At 44.8% G+C, this 17,404-nt stretch carries 17 protein-coding genes; all 17 read left to right on the top strand.

All coding sequences use genetic code 11. The annotated features are described in order from the left end of the window. Positions 1-8: 8 nt before the first annotated feature. The 17 genes from spoIIIAF (at position 9) to spoIVB (ending at position 17,238) form a co-directional block, all read left to right on the top strand. Positions 9-638, top strand: a complete 630-nt coding sequence (gene spoIIIAF, locus P8596_RS15245) for a stage III sporulation protein AF (RefSeq protein ID WP_224519538.1) — start codon at positions 9-11, stop codon at positions 636-638. Continuing rightward, positions 628-1,281, top strand: coding sequence for a stage III sporulation protein AG (gene spoIIIAG / locus P8596_RS15240; protein ID WP_229592230.1), 654 nt, complete (start codon positions 628-630; stop codon positions 1,279-1,281). The genes spoIIIAF and spoIIIAG overlap by 11 nt, the downstream gene beginning before the upstream one ends. Before the next feature lie 14 nt (positions 1,282-1,295). Beyond that, on the top strand, positions 1,296-1,850 hold the full coding sequence (locus tag P8596_RS15235) for a SpoIIIAH-like family protein (protein ID WP_034758017.1): 555 nt from the start codon (positions 1,296-1,298) through the stop codon (positions 1,848-1,850). 271 nt (positions 1,851-2,121) lie between these two features. Then, a complete protein-coding gene (accB, locus tag P8596_RS15230) occupies positions 2,122-2,622 on the top strand; it encodes an acetyl-CoA carboxylase biotin carboxyl carrier protein (RefSeq protein WP_061809676.1) in 501 nt (166 codons plus the stop codon). Positions 2,623-2,637: 15 nt separating this feature from the next. Then, positions 2,638-3,990: an acetyl-CoA carboxylase biotin carboxylase subunit gene (gene accC, locus P8596_RS15225; RefSeq protein WP_261750428.1), complete on the top strand. Its 1,353-nt coding sequence runs from the start codon at positions 2,638-2,640 to the stop codon at positions 3,988-3,990. Positions 3,991-4,013: 23 nt separating this feature from the next. After that, the gene (locus tag P8596_RS15220; protein WP_034758025.1) at positions 4,014-4,424 is read left to right on the top strand and encodes an Asp23/Gls24 family envelope stress response protein; all 411 of its coding nucleotides are present in this window, start codon (positions 4,014-4,016) and stop codon (positions 4,422-4,424) included. Between the two features lie 597 nt (positions 4,425-5,021). After that, positions 5,022-5,408 carry a transcription antitermination factor NusB gene (gene nusB, locus P8596_RS15215; RefSeq protein WP_279724253.1) on the top strand — a complete coding sequence of 129 codons (387 nt, stop codon included), beginning with the start codon at positions 5,022-5,024 and terminating at the stop codon, positions 5,406-5,408. A 20-nt stretch (positions 5,409-5,428) separates the two neighbouring features. Beyond that, positions 5,429-6,295, top strand: coding sequence for a bifunctional methylenetetrahydrofolate dehydrogenase/methenyltetrahydrofolate cyclohydrolase FolD (folD, locus tag P8596_RS15210; RefSeq protein ID WP_279724252.1), 867 nt, complete (start codon positions 5,429-5,431; stop codon positions 6,293-6,295). 107 nt (positions 6,296-6,402) lie between these two features. Continuing rightward, positions 6,403-7,770: an exodeoxyribonuclease VII large subunit gene (xseA, locus tag P8596_RS15205; protein ID WP_279724251.1), complete on the top strand. Its 1,368-nt coding sequence runs from the start codon at positions 6,403-6,405 to the stop codon at positions 7,768-7,770. Then, the gene (gene xseB / locus P8596_RS15200; protein ID WP_061809680.1) at positions 7,757-7,990 is read left to right on the top strand and encodes an exodeoxyribonuclease VII small subunit; all 234 of its coding nucleotides are present in this window, start codon (positions 7,757-7,759) and stop codon (positions 7,988-7,990) included. The genes xseA and xseB overlap by 14 nt, the downstream gene beginning before the upstream one ends. 3 nt (positions 7,991-7,993) lie before the next feature. Then, positions 7,994-8,884, top strand: a complete 891-nt coding sequence (locus tag P8596_RS15195) for a polyprenyl synthetase family protein (protein ID WP_279724250.1) — start codon at positions 7,994-7,996, stop codon at positions 8,882-8,884. Positions 8,885-9,587: 703 nt separating this feature from the next. Further along, positions 9,588-10,220 (top strand): hypothetical protein, encoded by a 633-nt coding sequence (locus P8596_RS15190; RefSeq protein ID WP_279724249.1) that lies wholly within the window; start codon positions 9,588-9,590, stop codon positions 10,218-10,220. A gap of 21 nt (positions 10,221-10,241) precedes the next feature. Continuing rightward, on the top strand, positions 10,242-12,134 hold the full coding sequence (dxs, locus tag P8596_RS15185) for a 1-deoxy-D-xylulose-5-phosphate synthase (protein ID WP_224519544.1): 1,893 nt from the start codon (positions 10,242-10,244) through the stop codon (positions 12,132-12,134). 2 nt (positions 12,135-12,136) lie between these two features. After that, the gene (locus P8596_RS15180) at positions 12,137-12,973 is read left to right on the top strand and encodes a TlyA family RNA methyltransferase (RefSeq protein ID WP_229592244.1); all 837 of its coding nucleotides are present in this window, start codon (positions 12,137-12,139) and stop codon (positions 12,971-12,973) included. A gap of 579 nt (positions 12,974-13,552) precedes the next feature. Next, complete coding sequence (ahrC, locus tag P8596_RS15175) at positions 13,553-14,002, top strand: transcriptional regulator AhrC/ArgR (protein WP_034760580.1); 450 nt, start codon at positions 13,553-13,555, stop codon at positions 14,000-14,002. Positions 14,003-14,112: 110 nt separating this feature from the next. Next, positions 14,113-15,822 (top strand): DNA repair protein RecN, encoded by a 1,710-nt coding sequence (gene recN, locus P8596_RS15170; protein ID WP_159362219.1) that lies wholly within the window; start codon positions 14,113-14,115, stop codon positions 15,820-15,822. 126 nt (positions 15,823-15,948) lie between these two features. Further along, entirely contained in the window at positions 15,949-17,238 is a 1,290-nt protein-coding gene (spoIVB, locus tag P8596_RS15165) for a SpoIVB peptidase (protein ID WP_034758047.1), read from the top strand. Positions 17,239-17,404: the final 166 nt, after the last annotated feature.

Below are 17,404 nucleotides of genomic sequence, written 5' to 3'. Positions count from 1 at the left end.
GTCCCGCCATGTCATTTCTAACCGATTGGATTACAAATATCATCATCTTTGTTCTCTTAGCCACCGTCATTGACATGCTTCTTCCAAGCTCGAATATGCAGAAATATGCCAAAATCGTGACCGGCTTATTATTGATCACCATCATCCTTACACCGCTCTTCAAATTGATGTCCACGGATTTTGATGAGGTGATGAATTCCATAGATTTAAATGGTCCTTCTCAGAATAAATCGATGGAAAATGAAATAGAAATGAAGAAAAAAGAAATACAAGCCTCACAACGTGCATATATTTTAGAACAGATGGCTGTCCAAATGAAACAAGAAGCAGAAAAGGAGATGATGGATGAGCACGGCAAAGTCATTGAGAAGGTGACCATACAAGCAGATGACGTAGAAAATCTTCCCGACAGTATTACAGGAGTGACAGTGATTGTGAAAGAAAAGGAAAGTGAAAAAGACAGCACGATTGAAACAGTCCAAAACGTGGAGATCGATACGGGATCTGAAACGAGAAAGAAAACATCCGACGAAGATACGTCCCAACTGGCCACCTTACTAGCCGAACAATGGAATCTAACACAAGACAAAATAATCATTACAGTTGAAGGGGGGACTGGGGAAGCGAATGAACTTTAATAAAGGTCCGCTGAATATGCTGAAGGAATGGTTGTCAAAAGAAGACGCAAACTCTCCACCCAGGGGGAAAAAAGGTAAAAGGCTGCATTATTTTCTCATTGTGCTTCTCATAGGAGTGGCCTTCATGCTGATCAGCGACCTATGGAGCGGTGATCAAGGGGTGGAGGTTGCGAAGCAGGTGGATGGAGGTACCCCTGAAGAAGTGGCGACATTCGGATCCGGTCAAAAGGAATCGGATGGGTCCATGAGGGATTACGAAGATCGATACGAAAATCAGTTGAAAGAAGCCCTTGATCAAATTGTCGGGGTTAGCGATGTATATGTCGTCGTGAATGTGGAGGCAACAGAATCCAAAGTGTATGAAAAAAATGAGTCGACAAAAATTCAATCCACCGATGAAGAGGATAAAGAAGGTGGAAAGCGGTCGATCGAAGATAAATCCCGGGAAGAAGAAATCGTCATTGTAAATAACGGGGATAAAGAAGTTCCCATTGTGAAAGAAACAAAAAAACCTAAAGTCACCGGTGTCCTTGTAGTAGCAAAGGGAGCCGATAACATACAAATCAAAAAATGGATTATAGAGGCCGTCACCCGCGCACTTGATGTTCCAAGTCACCGGGTATCGGTCCTGCCCAAACAATAAGGGGGAAATGATAGATGTTACTGAAAAAACAAACGGTTTGGCTATTAACGATGTTGAGTCTTGTGATTGTCCTTTCGGTTTACTACATTACGTCACCAACACAACAAGCGACAGATATGGCTTATCAAGAAAAGGATGCGAAAGAGCAGGCTAAAGGTGGAGATAAAGAGACAATGTCAGGTAATGGCATGGAAGTCGTCACGGACGCCGCTGGAAATGAAATGTTCGAAGCATTGCGTCTTGAAGTAACAGACCAGCGTGATCAGCTTCGTGAAGAGCTGGAGGCGAAGGTAGCAAACGCGGATGTGTCAGCAGAAGAAAAGAGTGCAGCCTATGAGCAGATGGAAAACCTTCGTGAACTGGCCATGACGGAATCGGTTCTTGAAACGATGATCAAAACAATGGGTTACGATGATGCCCTTGTCAGAGCAAACGGAGAAAACATCCGGATCACAGTGAAATCAGACAAAGAGCACACTAAAGCCGATGCCAATGAAATCATCCGCCTGGTCATGAGTGAAGTGGGACAAATGAAACCGGTCGCAGTGGAATTCCAGCCGGCAAACTAAACGGATCCAGGCTACGTTGCCGCCTAAAGCAGACCCTTTAGGCGGCTTATTTATGTTTAACCCAGAAATTCCTTATTGCACCTTTTTATCAGATAAATGAAAAATCCTTTTCTATTATTTTATTTTTTTCCGAAAAAGGTCTAGAATAGAGATAGGGTTGTATGCGCTTTTAAAAGGATGGTAGGAATCGCATATTGAATTTATACGAGGTATTATCGTATGATGTTAGTAGCTAGTCATAATTTTTTAAACTATAAGAGGGGTGTCAACAGTGTTGAAAATTCAAGAAATTCGCGAAATAATCAAACTCGTAGATCAATCAAGTGTTGAAGAGTTTACATACGAGCATGATGGTTCTAAGATCAATCTAAAGAAAAATAATGGCGTGACCGTATCGGCCCAGCCGGTGGTACAAGCAGTCGAAGAAGTAAAACCTGCTGCACAAGCCGTTCAACAAGCACCTGTACAGGAAGCTGCTGCTCCTGCACAACCGGAAAAAGAAGCTCCACAAGCTGGCGCAGAAGATGCTAACTTACATAAAATCACGTCTCCGATGGTTGGGACATTCTACCAATCCTCTTCACCTGAATCAGGTCCATATGTAAAAGTCGGGGATAAAGTCGATGAAAGCTCAGTGGTATGTATCGTGGAAGCGATGAAACTATTTAATGAGATCGAAGCCGAAGCAAAAGGCGAAATCGTAGAAATACTAGTAAAAGACGGTCAATTAGTGGAATATGGTCAGCCGTTATTCTTGGTTAAACCTGAATAAGGAGCGAATATAGATATGATAAAAAAGGTACTAATCGCCAATCGAGGAGAAATTGCTGTACGTATCATTCGTGCATGCCGAGATCTAGGCATTGAAAGTGTAGCCGTTTATTCTGAAGCAGATAAAGAGGCACTTCATGTTCAATTAGCGGATGAAGCTTATTGCATCGGACCTACTGCTTCGAAAGACAGCTACCTGAATTTCACAAATATCATCAGCGTGGCAAAACTGACGGATTGTGATGCGATCCACCCGGGTTACGGATTTCTAGCCGAAAACTCTGATTTTGCAGAGTTGTGCCGCGATTGCAACATCATCTTCATCGGTCCTTCACCTGAAGCCATCTCCAAGATGGGGACGAAAGATGTGGCTCGTGAAACGATGAGAGAAGCAGGCGTTCCGATTGTCCCTGGTTCAAAAGGCATAGTGAAAGATGCAGACGATGCAGTTCAGCTTGCAGAATCCATGGGTTATCCCGTCATCATCAAAGCCACTGCCGGTGGCGGAGGTAAAGGGATCCGTGTCGCGAAAAGTCAGGAAGAGCTTATCAAAGGGGTGACGATCACCCAACAGGAAGCCATGACTGCATTCGGAAACCCGGGTGTATATATCGAGAAGTTCATCGAGGACTTCAGGCACGTGGAAATTCAAGTGCTCGCCGATAACTTCGGAAACGTGATCCACCTTGGTGAACGGGACTGTACGATTCAGCGCCGCCTTCAAAAACTGATTGAAGAAACGCCGTCGCCTGCTTTAACAGAAGAGAATCGTGTTAAAATGGGGGAAGCAGCAGTAAAAGCAGCCAAAGCGGTTGATTATACAGGTGCCGGCACGGTAGAATTTATATATGATTACGTGAATCAATCATTCTACTTTATGGAAATGAATACGCGTATCCAGGTGGAGCATCCTGTAACGGAACAAGTAACAGGTGTCGATTTGATTAAGGAACAGATTCTCGTGGCATCAGGACAAAAGCTTTCCCTGACACAGGAAGAAGTGACGTTCACTGGCTGGGCCATTGAATGCCGTATCAATGCCGAGAATCCAGAGAAGAATTTCATGCCTTCAGCGGGGCGGATTGAAATGTATCTTCCACCGGGCGGCATTGGCGTAAGAGTCGACTCAGCCGCATATCCTGGTTATATGATCCCTCCATATTACGATAGCATGATTGCCAAAGTGATTACCTATGGAGCGACACGTGAAGAAGCCATTTCAAGGATGAAGCGGGCTCTAAGTGAATTTGTGGTTGAAGGTATACACACAACCATCCCGTTCCATCTCAGACTATTAGATCATGAAACCTTTGTAGGTGGGGAATTCAATACGAAATTCTTAGAAAAATATGAAGTAATGAAATCCTAGTGTGAATTCAGGAGGTGCCATACATGGCGGAAAATCAAAACCTTTTACAAATGTCTCACGGTAAAGACGGTCTTGGGAAAATTGAAATCGCACCTGAAGTGATTGAAGTGATCGCAGGAATCGCCGCGTCAGAAGTCGAAGGCGTATCTCAAATGCGCGGAAACTTCGCAACAGGTGTCGTCGAGCGTCTTGGAAAGAAAAACCACGGTAAGGGTGTCAAAGTGGAACTGGCCGAAGAAGGAATCATCGTGGATGTATACTGCATCATGAAATTCGGTGTAGCCATCCCGACGGTCGCTCAAAAAATCCAGGATAACATTCGTCAAGCCTTGCTTAACATGACTGCTCTCGAAGCAGACGAAGTGAATGTTCATATCGTTGGCGTTCAATTTGAAAACCAAAAGTTTGAAGCTGAAATTGAAGACGAAATGTAACGGGGAAGAACGGTCCTTTTTATGGGCCGTTCTTTTTTGTGCCTGGTGGAGGTGTATCTGAGAATTGAACTGAGATGGGATTATATGTAAAGTGTCTGGATTATTCTGTGAATCGGCCGGATTTTTTCCTGGAATGGCTGGATTTCTATTGGTTTCCGCTGGATTTTTCATCGGAAAGGCTGGATTTGTGTGGGTTTCGGCTGGATTTTTAATTTTTCGGGCCAACCCAGTCGGCTCCGCTTTTCGAGTTGTCCAGCTCCGCCGGGTAGTCCCTCGAGGTCATTTCTGAAAAATCCCCAAAGGCAAAGTGCGCCTTCAGGGATTTCCCAGAAATGCTTGTCGGGCCTGACCAACCCGCCTCCGCTTTTCTACTTGTCCAGCTCCGGGGCTTAGAGGCTCGAGGTCATAAGCTAAGGTACCCAAAAAGGCAAAGAACGCCTTTCCGGGTACCTCATCTTATGCTTGTCGCCTCTGGTCAAAGCCCCTCCGCTTTTCTTGTCAGAATATTGATTTTTTTACATACGCGTGCGTAATGCCCTTGGTTTGTGCTATTATCAAAGGTATGAAAATTGATGGATTAAAAGGAGTAAATAGAAGATGAAGAGAAGAGTTGCCCGTGAAAAGGCTTTACAGGCGTTATTTCAAATAGATATGAGTGGGATTGAGCCTACAGTTGCGTTAAGGAACGTGCTGGAGGAAGAGGAGAAGATGGATGCGTATCTTGAGCAGATCGTTCTAGGCTTCATCGAGAATCAGGAACGGATTGATGGCCATATTCGTGAAAATCTGGAGAAATGGTCATTTGACCGTCTGGCAAAAGTCGATCGTAATATTTTGCGTCTAGGCGTGTACGAGCTTCTGTTTGTAGAAGACGTTCCGAATAATGTGGTCATTAATGAAGCGGTTGAAATAGCAAAGATCTTTGGTGATGATCAATCCAGTAAATTTATCAATGGTGTCCTTTCAAAGGTAAGTCAATCTTAACAATGTAAGGGGGCGAGTGAATGTCAGCTTCTATAATTGATGGTAAGCTCATTGCAGATCACTATCGGCAGCAATTAAAGAGTCAGATCCAACAGCTGAAGGAACAGGAAGTCGTACCTGGCCTGGCGGTCATCCTGGTGGGTGATAACCATGCCTCCCATTCGTATGTGAAAATGAAGAGGAAGGCATGCAGTAATCTTGGGATCCATTCAGAGCTTTATTTATATGAATCCACTCTTACACAAGAAGAGCTGCTTGGGAAAATCAGAGAATTGAATGAACAGGATCATATCCATGGAATTCTCGTTCAACTTCCACTGCCGGACCATATCAACCCTATTACCGTGATTGAGACGATTTCTCCATCGAAGGATGTGGACGGCTTTCATCCGGTTTCCATCGGGAAAATGGTGACGAATCAAGATACTTTCTATTCCTGCACACCGCTTGGGATCATGAAAATGCTTGAATATGAAAACATCTCGGTAGAAGGAAAACACGTTGTCATATTAGGACGAAGTAACATTGTCGGAAAGCCGGCAGGTCACTTGTTCCTGAATCGGAATGCCACTGTGACGTACTGCCATTCCAAAACCGACAATATGTCTTCCTACACACAACAGGCGGATATTATCGTTTCTGCCGTAGGGAAAGCGAATCTGATCGGGGCTCGAGACATCAAACCCGGGGCTGTCATCATCGATGTAGGCATGAATCGTAATGAAGATGGCAAGCTGTGCGGAGACGTAAACTTTGAGGAAGTAAAGGAAAAAGCAGGGAAAATCACCCCTGTTCCCGGTGGAGTCGGCCCGATGACCATCACCATGCTTCTTTATAACACGGTGAAATCTGCCGAATGGGCTCTCCGGAATCGCCAAAATGGTTAAAAAATAGTACAATATACGTAACATAAAAGGAAAGGGACGGCTAATCGCTGGTCCCTTTCCGTATTCCTGCATGTATTTCGGTGCAAGGGACAAAGGAGTCAGTGAGCATGGAACTTGATCAATCGCGTTATTTAACGGTACAAGCTCTGACAAAATACATAAAACGTAAATTCGACAGGGACCCGCATCTGTCCAACCTGTTTGTACGGGGCGAAATTTCCAACTTCAAAAGGCACTCAAGCGGACATATGTACTTTACTCTGAAAGATGAAAAGGCCAGGATATTGTCTGTGATGTTTTCAAGTCACAATCAGTCAATGAAATTCAGGCCGGAAAATGGGATGAATGTATTGATCCGCGGAGATATTTCCGTGTATGAGTCAGGCGGGCAATATCAGATCTATGTGAAAGAAATGCAGCCCGATGGAATCGGTGAGCTTTATTTAGCGTATGAACAGCTGAAGGAGAAGCTCGAGAAGGCTGGATTCTTTGAGCCTGAGCGCAAACGGATGATCCCTAAGTTTCCGAAGCGGATCGCCGTTGTCACCTCCCCGACGGGTGCTGCGATCCGTGATATCATCACGACGATCAAGCGGAGGTATCCGATTGGAGAAATACTCGTCTATCCTGCTCTGGTCCAGGGCGATCAAGCGGCAGGCTCGATTTCAGGCGCCATGAGGAAGGTGAATGAGCACGGGGATATCGATGTGTTGATCATCGGCCGGGGTGGCGGTTCGATTGAAGAGTTGTGGGCTTTCAACGAGGAAGTAGTGGCGAAAGCGATTGTTGAGTCAAAGGTTCCCGTCATTTCTGCCGTGGGGCATGAGACGGATTTCACGATCGCCGATTTTGTGGCAGATCTCAGGGCACCTACGCCGACGGCTGCCGGGGAATTAGCTGTTCCTCATATTGATGATCTATTGGAAAGGATCATGAACCGGAAATTAAGGCTGATTAAATCGTTTAAAACAAAGCTGCAAAGCGAAAGAAACCGATTAAATGGATTAACCAAATCGTATGCTCTGAGAAACCCCAGAAATCTTTATCAGCAGAAGATCGAGGCCGTCGACCGGCTGACCGATCAACTGCAAAGAAATATAAGTATGCATGTAAAACAAGACCGGGATCGATTATCTGTTCTTCATTCAAGGCTAGAGCGTGTTCATCCATCCCAGATCATCAAGGTGCAGCATGAACGGGTATTATCTATGCAGACCATGCTTGAGAAGCAATTCAAACAAGTGTTGAAAGAAAAGAATCATCGTTTCACTTCAGCGCTGTCCACCTTACATGCCCTCAGTCCATTGAAGATCATGGACAGGGGATACAGCCTCGTTTACCGTGACGGAGGAGATCTGATTAAGTCATCTCGGCAGGTAAAAGAAGGCGACCGCATCGAGATTAATGTCAAAGATGGAAAAATACATTGTGAAGTTGAATCCGTTGAGGAGCGTGAGCAAAATGGCAAAATCTAAAGAAGAATTATCATTTGAAACAGCTATGGATCAGTTGGAAGAAATCGTGGAGAAATTAGAAGAAGGGGAAGTTCCCCTCGAGAAGGCGTTGGAATTCTATCAAAAAGGGATGGACCTTTCAAAATATTGTCATGATACGTTGCAAAAAGCAGAAAATCAATTAACGAAAATGATGACGGATGAAGGGGAAAAATCCTTTGATCTCGATGAGGGGGAATAATACATGTATCCTCCCATTACATTGAAAGAGTTTCAACAGGAACATGGCGAACTGATCACCAAACATATGGTTGAGACCGTAGAAGGCCTAAAGATCCCTCCTGTATTAAAGGAGGCCATGATTTATTCCTTGCAGGCAGGTGGAAAAAGGATACGTCCCATCCTCCTGCTGGCAGTGATCCGGACGTTCAATCAAGACACGAGGCTGGGCCTCAATACTGCGTCCGCCCTTGAAATGATTCATACATATTCTTTGATCCATGATGACCTTCCTTCTATGGATGATGACGATTTAAGGAGAGGCAAGCCGACCAATCATAAAATGTTCGGGGAGGCAGCGGCGATTCTTGCAGGCGATGGTCTCTTGACATATAGCTTTCAGCTCATTGCAGAAGATTCAGCCTTACCCAATGACCAAAAGGTGAAACTCATCGCCCTTCTCGCACGGTGTGCCGGTCCAGAAGGTATGGTCGGCGGACAGGTTGCCGATATCGAAGGGGAGAATAAGCGGTTAACTGTACAGGAGCTTGAAAACATTCACGTTCATAAGACAGGGAAGTTACTCATATTCAGCGTATTGGCCGGCGGGATCATTTCAGGTGCGTCAGAGAATGAACTTGAGCTGCTTGAACGGTTTTCATACCACATCGGTCTGGCGTTCCAAATTCAGGATGATATCCTCGACATTGAAGGTTCTGAAGAAATGATTGGTAAACCGGTGGGGAGCGACGAATCGAAACATAAGAGTACGTATCCGAGCCTTTTATCGATGAAAGGTGCGAAGGAGAAGCTTCAATTTCATCTGGACGAGGCGCTGACGGCCCTTACATCTATGCCGGTGGACTCCGGTCTGCTGGCAGAAATTGCCCGTTTGATCGTTTCCCGGAATCATTAAAACATTCTATATTTGAGCTAGTGATTTAACATATGTTATAATACGGTTAGAATAAATTTTGGGGTGGTGCAGTATTCTAGTCAGTCCACCAATCCTGAAGGTGGGCCTAAAAATCCACTAAAGGGCACATCGATGAAGTTCCTGGAATTGGCTTGAGGCGCCCAGCTTTGGGTCATATCTGGGAGTAAGGCTTGAGGGCGATCCACAATGGCATGTGGGCGTTGACCCGCGAGCCGCGGAGGCTTTGTTTCTTATGCTGGCTTTAAAGCATATGCAATAAGAACAAAGTATGAACCTGCGATGTGATGATTCACTAGCAGCGTAGCCTGCCTTGAGTGAAGAGAGAGGGGATTATGGTTACAGGGTACACATCAGTTGGCCATTGATATGTGCTTTTTCGCCCATATGAAATCCTCTTTGCAAAAGAGGCTAAGGATTGTGTTAAGGACTGTTGAGGAAAACTCCTAGACTGTTCATATTCGGACATATAAAGAGGATTATAGTGCGGACTAAGTGGTAATCCAGTCTAGCTTGTGGTGACGCGGCTAAGTCGGGTTTAATGGGAAACCGCCGGTATGGCAACATCCGGTACCTGATTGGGAAAACCTACTGGACCTAAGCTGCAATTTTTACTCTTTATATGACCCCCCAATTACATATAACCAAACTATTTACACAGTAGAAACGGTGTGTTTAAACGATAATGAATGAAACAATGAAAAACTCAATAAAATGGAGTGTCAGCATTGCCGTTATCACATTTGTGTTAGCGGCTATTTTTTCAGTTACTTCCAATATGGTTTTAAATGGGGTCGCATGGTTTACAGGGCTCGTAGTCGTGTTGATCATCGTCTTCATCGGGATCTTTTTTGATATGCTGGGAATCGCTTCAACGGCAGCTGATGAAACCCCTTTTCACGCCATGGCGGCCAAAAAGGTATACGGAGCGAAATATTCAATCAAGATTGTACGGAACGCAGATCGATTCGCAAGCTTCTGTAACGATGTGATCGGTGATATTTCAGGGATCATAAGCGGGACCGCATCAGCCATTGTATTGGTACAACTGGCGGTTTCCTTTCACCTCAAGGGAGGGTCCTTGAAGGAGTATATCGTAAGCGTAACCCTGACAAGTATCATCGCTTCCTTGACAGTCGGAGGCAAAGCGCTTGGAAAAACGTTTGCTATCACCTATTCTAAGGATATAATATTTAGAGTTGGTAAAGTTCTACAATTTCTTGAAGACCGATTTCATATCGTCCTGATCAAAGATAAAAAAGACAAAAAAGATAAAAACAAGAAAAAAGGTTATAAGCGTGAGAAACAAAATATTTAGTGATGAAAGTGAGTGGACCCCATGGATCTATTATCAATAAAGGAGCCTTCTTTTCTAAAGAGCATGTCGAATGAACAATTAGAAGAGCTCAGCCAAGAGATTCGCCAATTCCTGATCAAGAATCTTTCCAAAACCGGCGGTCATATTGGTCCAAACTTAGGGGTGGTCGAATTAACCGTTGCCCTTCATAAGCATTTCTCTAGTCCAAAAGATAAAATCCTTTGGGATGTTGGTCATCAATCGTATGTCCATAAGATATTAACCGGCAGGGCCTGTCAGTTTGACACCCTCCGTCAATATAAGGGGTTATGCGGTTTCCCGAAACGGAATGAAAGTGAGCATGATGTATGGGAAACCGGTCATAGTTCCACTTCATTATCGGCAGCCATGGGTATGGCGATCGCGAGGGACGTCAAGAAAGAAGATTCATATATTATCCCTGTGATCGGTGATGGTGCCTTGACTGGTGGAATGGCACTTGAAGCACTTAATCACATCGGTCATGAAAAGAAGGACATGATCGTTGTACTAAATGACAATGAAATGTCCATCGCTCCGAATGTAGGGGCCCTTCACAGTGTACTTGGCCGTTTGCGTACAGCTGGCAAATACAACTGGGTGAAGGATGAAATGGAATATATCCTTAAGCGTATCCCTGCTGTCGGCGGCAAATTAGCCAGTACAGCAGAACGGGTGAAGGACAGCTTGAAGTATTTATTCGTTTCCGGAATGTTCTTTGAGGAGCTTGGTTTTACATATCTTGGACCGATCGATGGACATGATTATAATGATCTTGCTGAAAATATTCAATATGCGAAGAAAACGAAAGGACCCGTCCTTTTACACGTGATCACGAAAAAAGGAAAAGGGTTTCATCCTGCAGAGTCGGACAAAGAAGGAACGTGGCACGGTACCGGACCTTACAAGATCGATACCGGGGATCTGATCAAGCCCGTGAATGCACCTCCTTCTTGGAGTGGCCTTGTGAGTGAAACGGTCCGAAGGATTGCCCGTGAGGATGAACGGATTGTGGCCATTACCCCGGCAATGCCGGTCGGCTCCAAACTTCTCGGATTTGCGGAGGAATTCCCTGATCGGATGTTCGACGTGGGGATTGCCGAGCAGCATGCCACAACGGTAGCTGCAGGTCTTGCCACGCAGGATATGAAGCCGTTCTTAGCCATATATTCTACCTTCCTGCAACGGGCGTACGATCAGGTGGTTCACGATATTTGCCGCCAAAACTTAAACGTCTTTATCGGGATCGACCGTGCCGGATTGGTCGGAGCGGACGGGGAAACCCATCAAGGGGTATTCGATATCGCCTTTTTAAGACATTTACCGAATATGGTGATCATGATGCCGAAAGATGAGAATGAAGGTCAGCACCTTGTCAATACGGCACTTCAATATAATGACGGTCCAATCGCTCTGCGTTATCCACGTGGAAACGGGTATGGAGTACCGATGGACGGGGAACTTACAACGATCCCGATTGGAACGTGGGAAATATTGAAACAGGGAACCGATGCAGCGATCCTGACTTTCGGAACGACGATCCCGATGGCCATGGAAGCGGCAGCAGACCTGGAAAAACAAGGACTTTCGGTCCGGGTTGTAAACGCACGTTTCATCAAACCGATGGATGAGATCATGCTGAAAAGGATCCTGGAAGAAGAGATGCCTGTGCTGACGATCGAAGAAGCGGTTCTTCAAGGCGGTTTCGGAAGTGGTGTTCTTGAATTCGCACAGGAACAGGGCTTCCATGACGCCGTGATCGACAGGATCGGTATTCCTGATTACTTCATCGAGCATGGCAGTGTGAAGGAATTATTGAATGAAATCGGTATGACAAAAGAAAACATAGTGGATCGCATTTTAACGATCACACCAAAAAAACAAAAAAGGGCTTAATGATGAAAGTAAAAAAACAACGAGTAGATGTACTTCTGGTAGAACGTGGATTGATTGATACAAGAGAAAAAGCGAAGCGGGCTGTCATGGCGGGTCTTGTTTATTCCAATGAAATGAGATTGGATAAGCCCGGGGAAAAAGTAAGTGAAGATATCCCCCTTACAATGAAAGGGAAAGTGATTCCTTATGTGAGCCGTGGCGGTTTGAAGCTTGAGAAGGCTCTACAGGTCTTCGATGTGGATGTGGACGGTAAAGTGATGATCGATATCGGTGCTTCCACTGGCGGCTTCACGGATTGCGCCCTCCAGAATGGCGCAAAAATGTCCTATGCTCTTGATGTAGGATACAACCAATTAGCCTGGAAGCTAAGACAGGATGAACGGGTCGTGGTGATGGAACGGACGAACTTCCGATACGTGACCCCGGCGGATCTTCAAGGGGAGATGCCAAGCTTTGCTTCCATCGATGTCTCCTTCATTTCCCTTTCATTGATATTGCCTGTCCTGAAAACCCTATTGGTACCTGGAGGGGATTGTGTCGCTTTAATCAAGCCGCAATTCGAAGCGGGTAAGGATCAGGTCGGGAAAAAAGGAATCGTAAGGGATCCTGCCGTACACAAAATGGTCATCGAAAAAATCATGACATTAGCTAGCAAAGAAGGCTATCATATAGCAGGTCTTTCTTATTCCCCCATTACAGGCGGAGATGGGAATATAGAATTCCTCATTCATCTTAGATGGCCGGGGCAGGAGGGTGAAGGGGAGTCCCTCCTTACCACCACACCGGATGACGTGATCGATGAAGCGCATAGTCAATTTAAGGCAAAAACACAGCAGTAATGACAGGGTCACTCTTCTTAGGAGAGTGGCTTTTTTTATGGGAAATGCCTTTAACGTTGATTGAAAAATGCGCTGGAAGGAAAGTCGATAATATAATGGACAAAGTCGATAATATATTATGTAAAGTCGGTAATATATCTTCAAAAGTTGATAATATATCTCCAAAAGTCGAAAATATCCATTAATCGGTTGCTCCCTTATGCTTGTCGCCTCTAAACGAGCCGCCTCCGCTTTTCTTTTGTCCAGCTCCGGCGGCTAGTCCCTCGAGGTCATAAGTCAAGTAACCCAAAAAGGCAAAGAGCGCCTTTCCGGGTTACTCGCCATATGCTTGTCGGGCCTGACCAAGCCGCCTCCGCTTTTCTATTGTCCAGCTTCGGCGGCTAGAGGCTCGAGTCATAAGCCAAACATCCCAAAAAGGCAAAGAACGCCTTTGTGGGATGTTCGTCTTATGCTTGTCGCCTCTAAACGAGCCGCCTCCGCTTTTCTTTTTTATTGTACTTCCCAACGAAATAGGCTAACATAAGCGTAGAGGTATATTTATACAGGCTTTAATCAAATGTAAGAGGTGTATGTTCTATGATGAACAAAGGGCAAAGACATATTAAAATCAGGGAAATCATTACGAATAGAGATGTGGAGACGCAGGATGAGCTGGTGGAAGGCCTGAAGAATGCAGGGTTTAATGTGACGCAGGCAACCGTATCCAGGGACATCAAGGAGCTCCATCTTGTGAAGGTTCCGCTGATGGATGGCAGATACAAATACAGCTTGCCGGCAGATCAGCGCTTTAATCCACTTCAGAAGTTAAAGCGTACACTGACGGATGCGTTCGTGAAAGTGGATCAGGCAGGGCATATGCTGGTGATGAAAACGTTACCCGGAAATGCTAATGCCATCGGGGCATTAATCGATAATCTGGACTGGGAAGAGATTCTCGGGACCATTTGCGGGGATGATACCTGTTTGATCATTTGCCGGACGGAAGAAGAAACGAAAGTCGTTTCAGAACGATTTTTAGATATGCTGTAAACGATCAATATCACGGGGCTTATGGTCAGCCCTTTATACAAAATCCAATAGGAAGCTTTTCTTTTTCAAAATTTTGAGGGGAAAGTTCCTTTTTATTTGAGGTGAATGTTTTGCTACAAGAACTATCAATCAAAAATTTCGCCATTATCGATTCCCTTTCCCTTTCGTTTGAAGAAGGATTGACTGTATTATCAGGTGAAACGGGTGCGGGTAAGTCGATCATCATCGATGCCATTCATTTACTGGTTGGCGGCAGAGGCTCCTCTGAGTATGTACGGCATGGGGAGAAGAAGGCGGAAATTGAAGGGTTATTTATTCTTGATAATGAAACACATCCCTGCTTTCAGAAAGCGGCAGACTTCGGGATCGAGATCGAGGAAGGTATGATCGTCCTCAGAAGGGATATCTCGAGCACGGGGAAAAGTGTTTGCAGAATTAATGGGAAGCTGGTGACGATCGCCATCATGAGGGAAGTCGGGGCATCCCTTATTGACATCCACGGGCAGCACGAACATCAGGAACTCATGAATGAAAGCCTTCATCTTTCCTTATTGGACCAATTCGGAGGGAAGGATATTGCATCCGGTTTATCCAGTTATGGACAAGTATACAAAGAATATCTATCCATCTATAAGCAGCTGAACAGATTGAATGATAATGAACAGGAGATGGCTCATCGCTTGGACCTGATTCAATTTCAGCTGAAAGAGATCCAAGATGCGAATCTTCAGCTTAATGAAGATGAAGAGTTGCAGGAAGAGAAGCGGAAACTGATGAACTTTGAAAAGCTATTCGAAGCGCTTCAAACCTCGTATGACAGCATACAAGGGGAAAGAAAGGGGATGGACTGGGCAGGACTCGCCATGAGCCATCTTGAAACCGCTGCAGAAGTCGATTCTCAGTATGCAAAGACGCTTGAATCCGTATCGAATGCGTATTATATCCTTGAAGATGCCGCCCATCAAGTCAGGGGTGGATTGGATATGCTTGAATTCGAGCCGAATCGACTGGACCTGATTGAGGCAAGATTGAATGAAATCAATGGTCTTAAGAGAAAATATGGATCATCGGTAGAAGAGATTCTTGCCTATAGTTCTAAGATCGAAGAAGAAATCGAAACGATCATGAATAAGGATTCCCATGTTGAACAATTACAAAGTAAATTACATTCACTTGAAAAAGATCTATCCCTGGAGGCGAAAAACCTATCCGATACTAGAAAAATGTGGGCGAAGAAATTGACCGCCAGTATCCACGAACAGTTAAAGCAGCTGTATATGGATAAGACGAAATTCGAAGTCAGGTTTGTGAAAAGCGGGGAAAACGAATCCTTTTCGTTTCATGATTTTAAGAAGGATGGTTGGGATACGGTTGAGTTTTATATTTCCACCAATCCAGGAGAGCCGTTGAAGCCGTTATCGAAGGTGGCTTCAGGTGGGGAACTGTCACGGATCATGCTTGCCCTTAAAACCATTTTTTCAAAGCATCAAGGGATTACATCGATCATTTTTGATGAGGTTGATACAGGTGTGAGCGGCAGGGTCGCCCAGGCCATTGCTGAAAAGATTTACCAGGTTGCCGTCCATTCACAAGTGATGTGCATCTCTCACTTGCCTCAGGTGGCAGCCATGGCCGATTGTCACTTGTTCATTTCGAAAAAAATGTCAGGAGGCAGGACGAGCACCATGGTGAAGCGTCTTCAGGAAAAAGATAAGATCAGGGAAATTTCACGTATGATTTCAGGAGTGGAAATAACCGATCTGACGCTTGAGCATGCAAAGGAATTACTGCAACTGGCCGGTTCCATTAAAGAGACATGAAAAGCTATCCAATTCGGGTAGCTTTTTTTTCATGATTACCAGTTATAAATGTGGCTTTTAAAGGCAAAATTAAAACTGTAGCCAATAGTAAGTGTTTGTGGATTAGAAGCGAGGAGAGTGAATATATTGAGTTTAGATTGGTTAAGGAAATGTATAGGTGGAATTCTCCTTGTTTCGCTTTGTCTTATTGGTTTTTACAAACCGGTTCAACAATTTGTCAATACTCCGAACTCTGTAAGGATGATGGAAGGGGATCAAGTTGCTCTCCCTAAGGCTGCATCCGTCACGACCATGGGTTCGTCGCATAATGAGCATGTTCAATTGGAAGAAGGGAAAGGCCAGCTTTCCATCCAGGGAAGCTCTGTAGGTAAGGACGAAGTGGTCTTCGAGCTTGCCGGCCTGCCCATCAAAAAGGTCGATGTAGAAGTACTGAAAGATTTCAAAGTGATTCCCGGTGGACAATCCATCGGTGTGAAATTAAATACTGTCGGGGTGTTAGTAGTTGGGCATCATCTGGTGGAAACCGATGGTGGGAAGATGTCACCCGGCGAAAAAGCCGGGATTCAGGTAGGGGACATGATTACTGAAATTAATGGAACGAAGATTGAAGAACTTGCCGATGTTGCTCCTTTTGTACAGAAGGCAGGAGAAGAAGCGGAATCTCTAGACGTCGTCATCAAGCGGGATCAAAAGACCGTGAAGACACAATTGCTTCCTTTGAAGGAAAAAGGGGACAAAAACTATAAATTAGGCCTGTATATCCGTGATTCGGCGGCAGGGATCGGGACGATGACATTTTATGATCCAAAGTCGAAGAAATACGGAGCACTCGGCCATGTGATTTCAGATATGGATACGAAGAAACCGATCGTTGTTGAAAACGGGGAAATCGTGAATTCTGAAGTCACTTCGATTCAAAAAGGGACGGATGGAAAACCAGGAGAGAAACTGGCCCGCTTTTCGTCTGACCGGAACGTCATCGGTAATATTAAGCGTAACAGTCCATTTGGGATTTTTGGTGAATTGAATCAGTCCATTGAAAACGACTTGATGGATAAGCCGATGCCAATCGCACTGTCTCATCAAGTGAAAGAAGGACCAGCACAAATTTTGACCGTTGTGGATGGGAAAGAAGTTGAAATGTACGATATTGAAATCGTCAGTACCATCCCTCAAAAGTATCCCGCAACAAAAGGGATGGTCTTGAAAGTGACGGATCCCGAGTTGCTCAAGAAAACAGGTGGAATCGTACAGGGGATGAGCGGAAGTCCCATTATTCAAAATGGGAAGGTCATCGGGGCTGTCACCCATGTGTTTGTCAATGACCCAACCAGTGGATATGGGGTCCACATTGAATGGATGCTGAGTGAAGCAGGAATCGATATTTATAAAAAAGATCATAACCGGGCAAGCTGAAAGTGGAAAACCCTTACGAAAGTACCGAAACCAGGTACTCATAAGGGTTCTTTTTTTTGTAGTGCTTTTTACATCCGTTTGCCAAAGAGAGTTGATCCTTGATAAAATAAAGAATATTCGACAAAACGAATCGTGAATATCGAATAGGGTCGAAATATAAAGAAAT

The organism is Rossellomorea sp. DA94 (assembly GCF_029834455.1).
GTDB classification, from domain to species: domain Bacteria; phylum Bacillota; class Bacilli; order Bacillales; family Bacillaceae_B; genus Rossellomorea; species Rossellomorea vietnamensis.
This window is presented reverse-complemented; position numbering and strand designations above follow the sequence as displayed.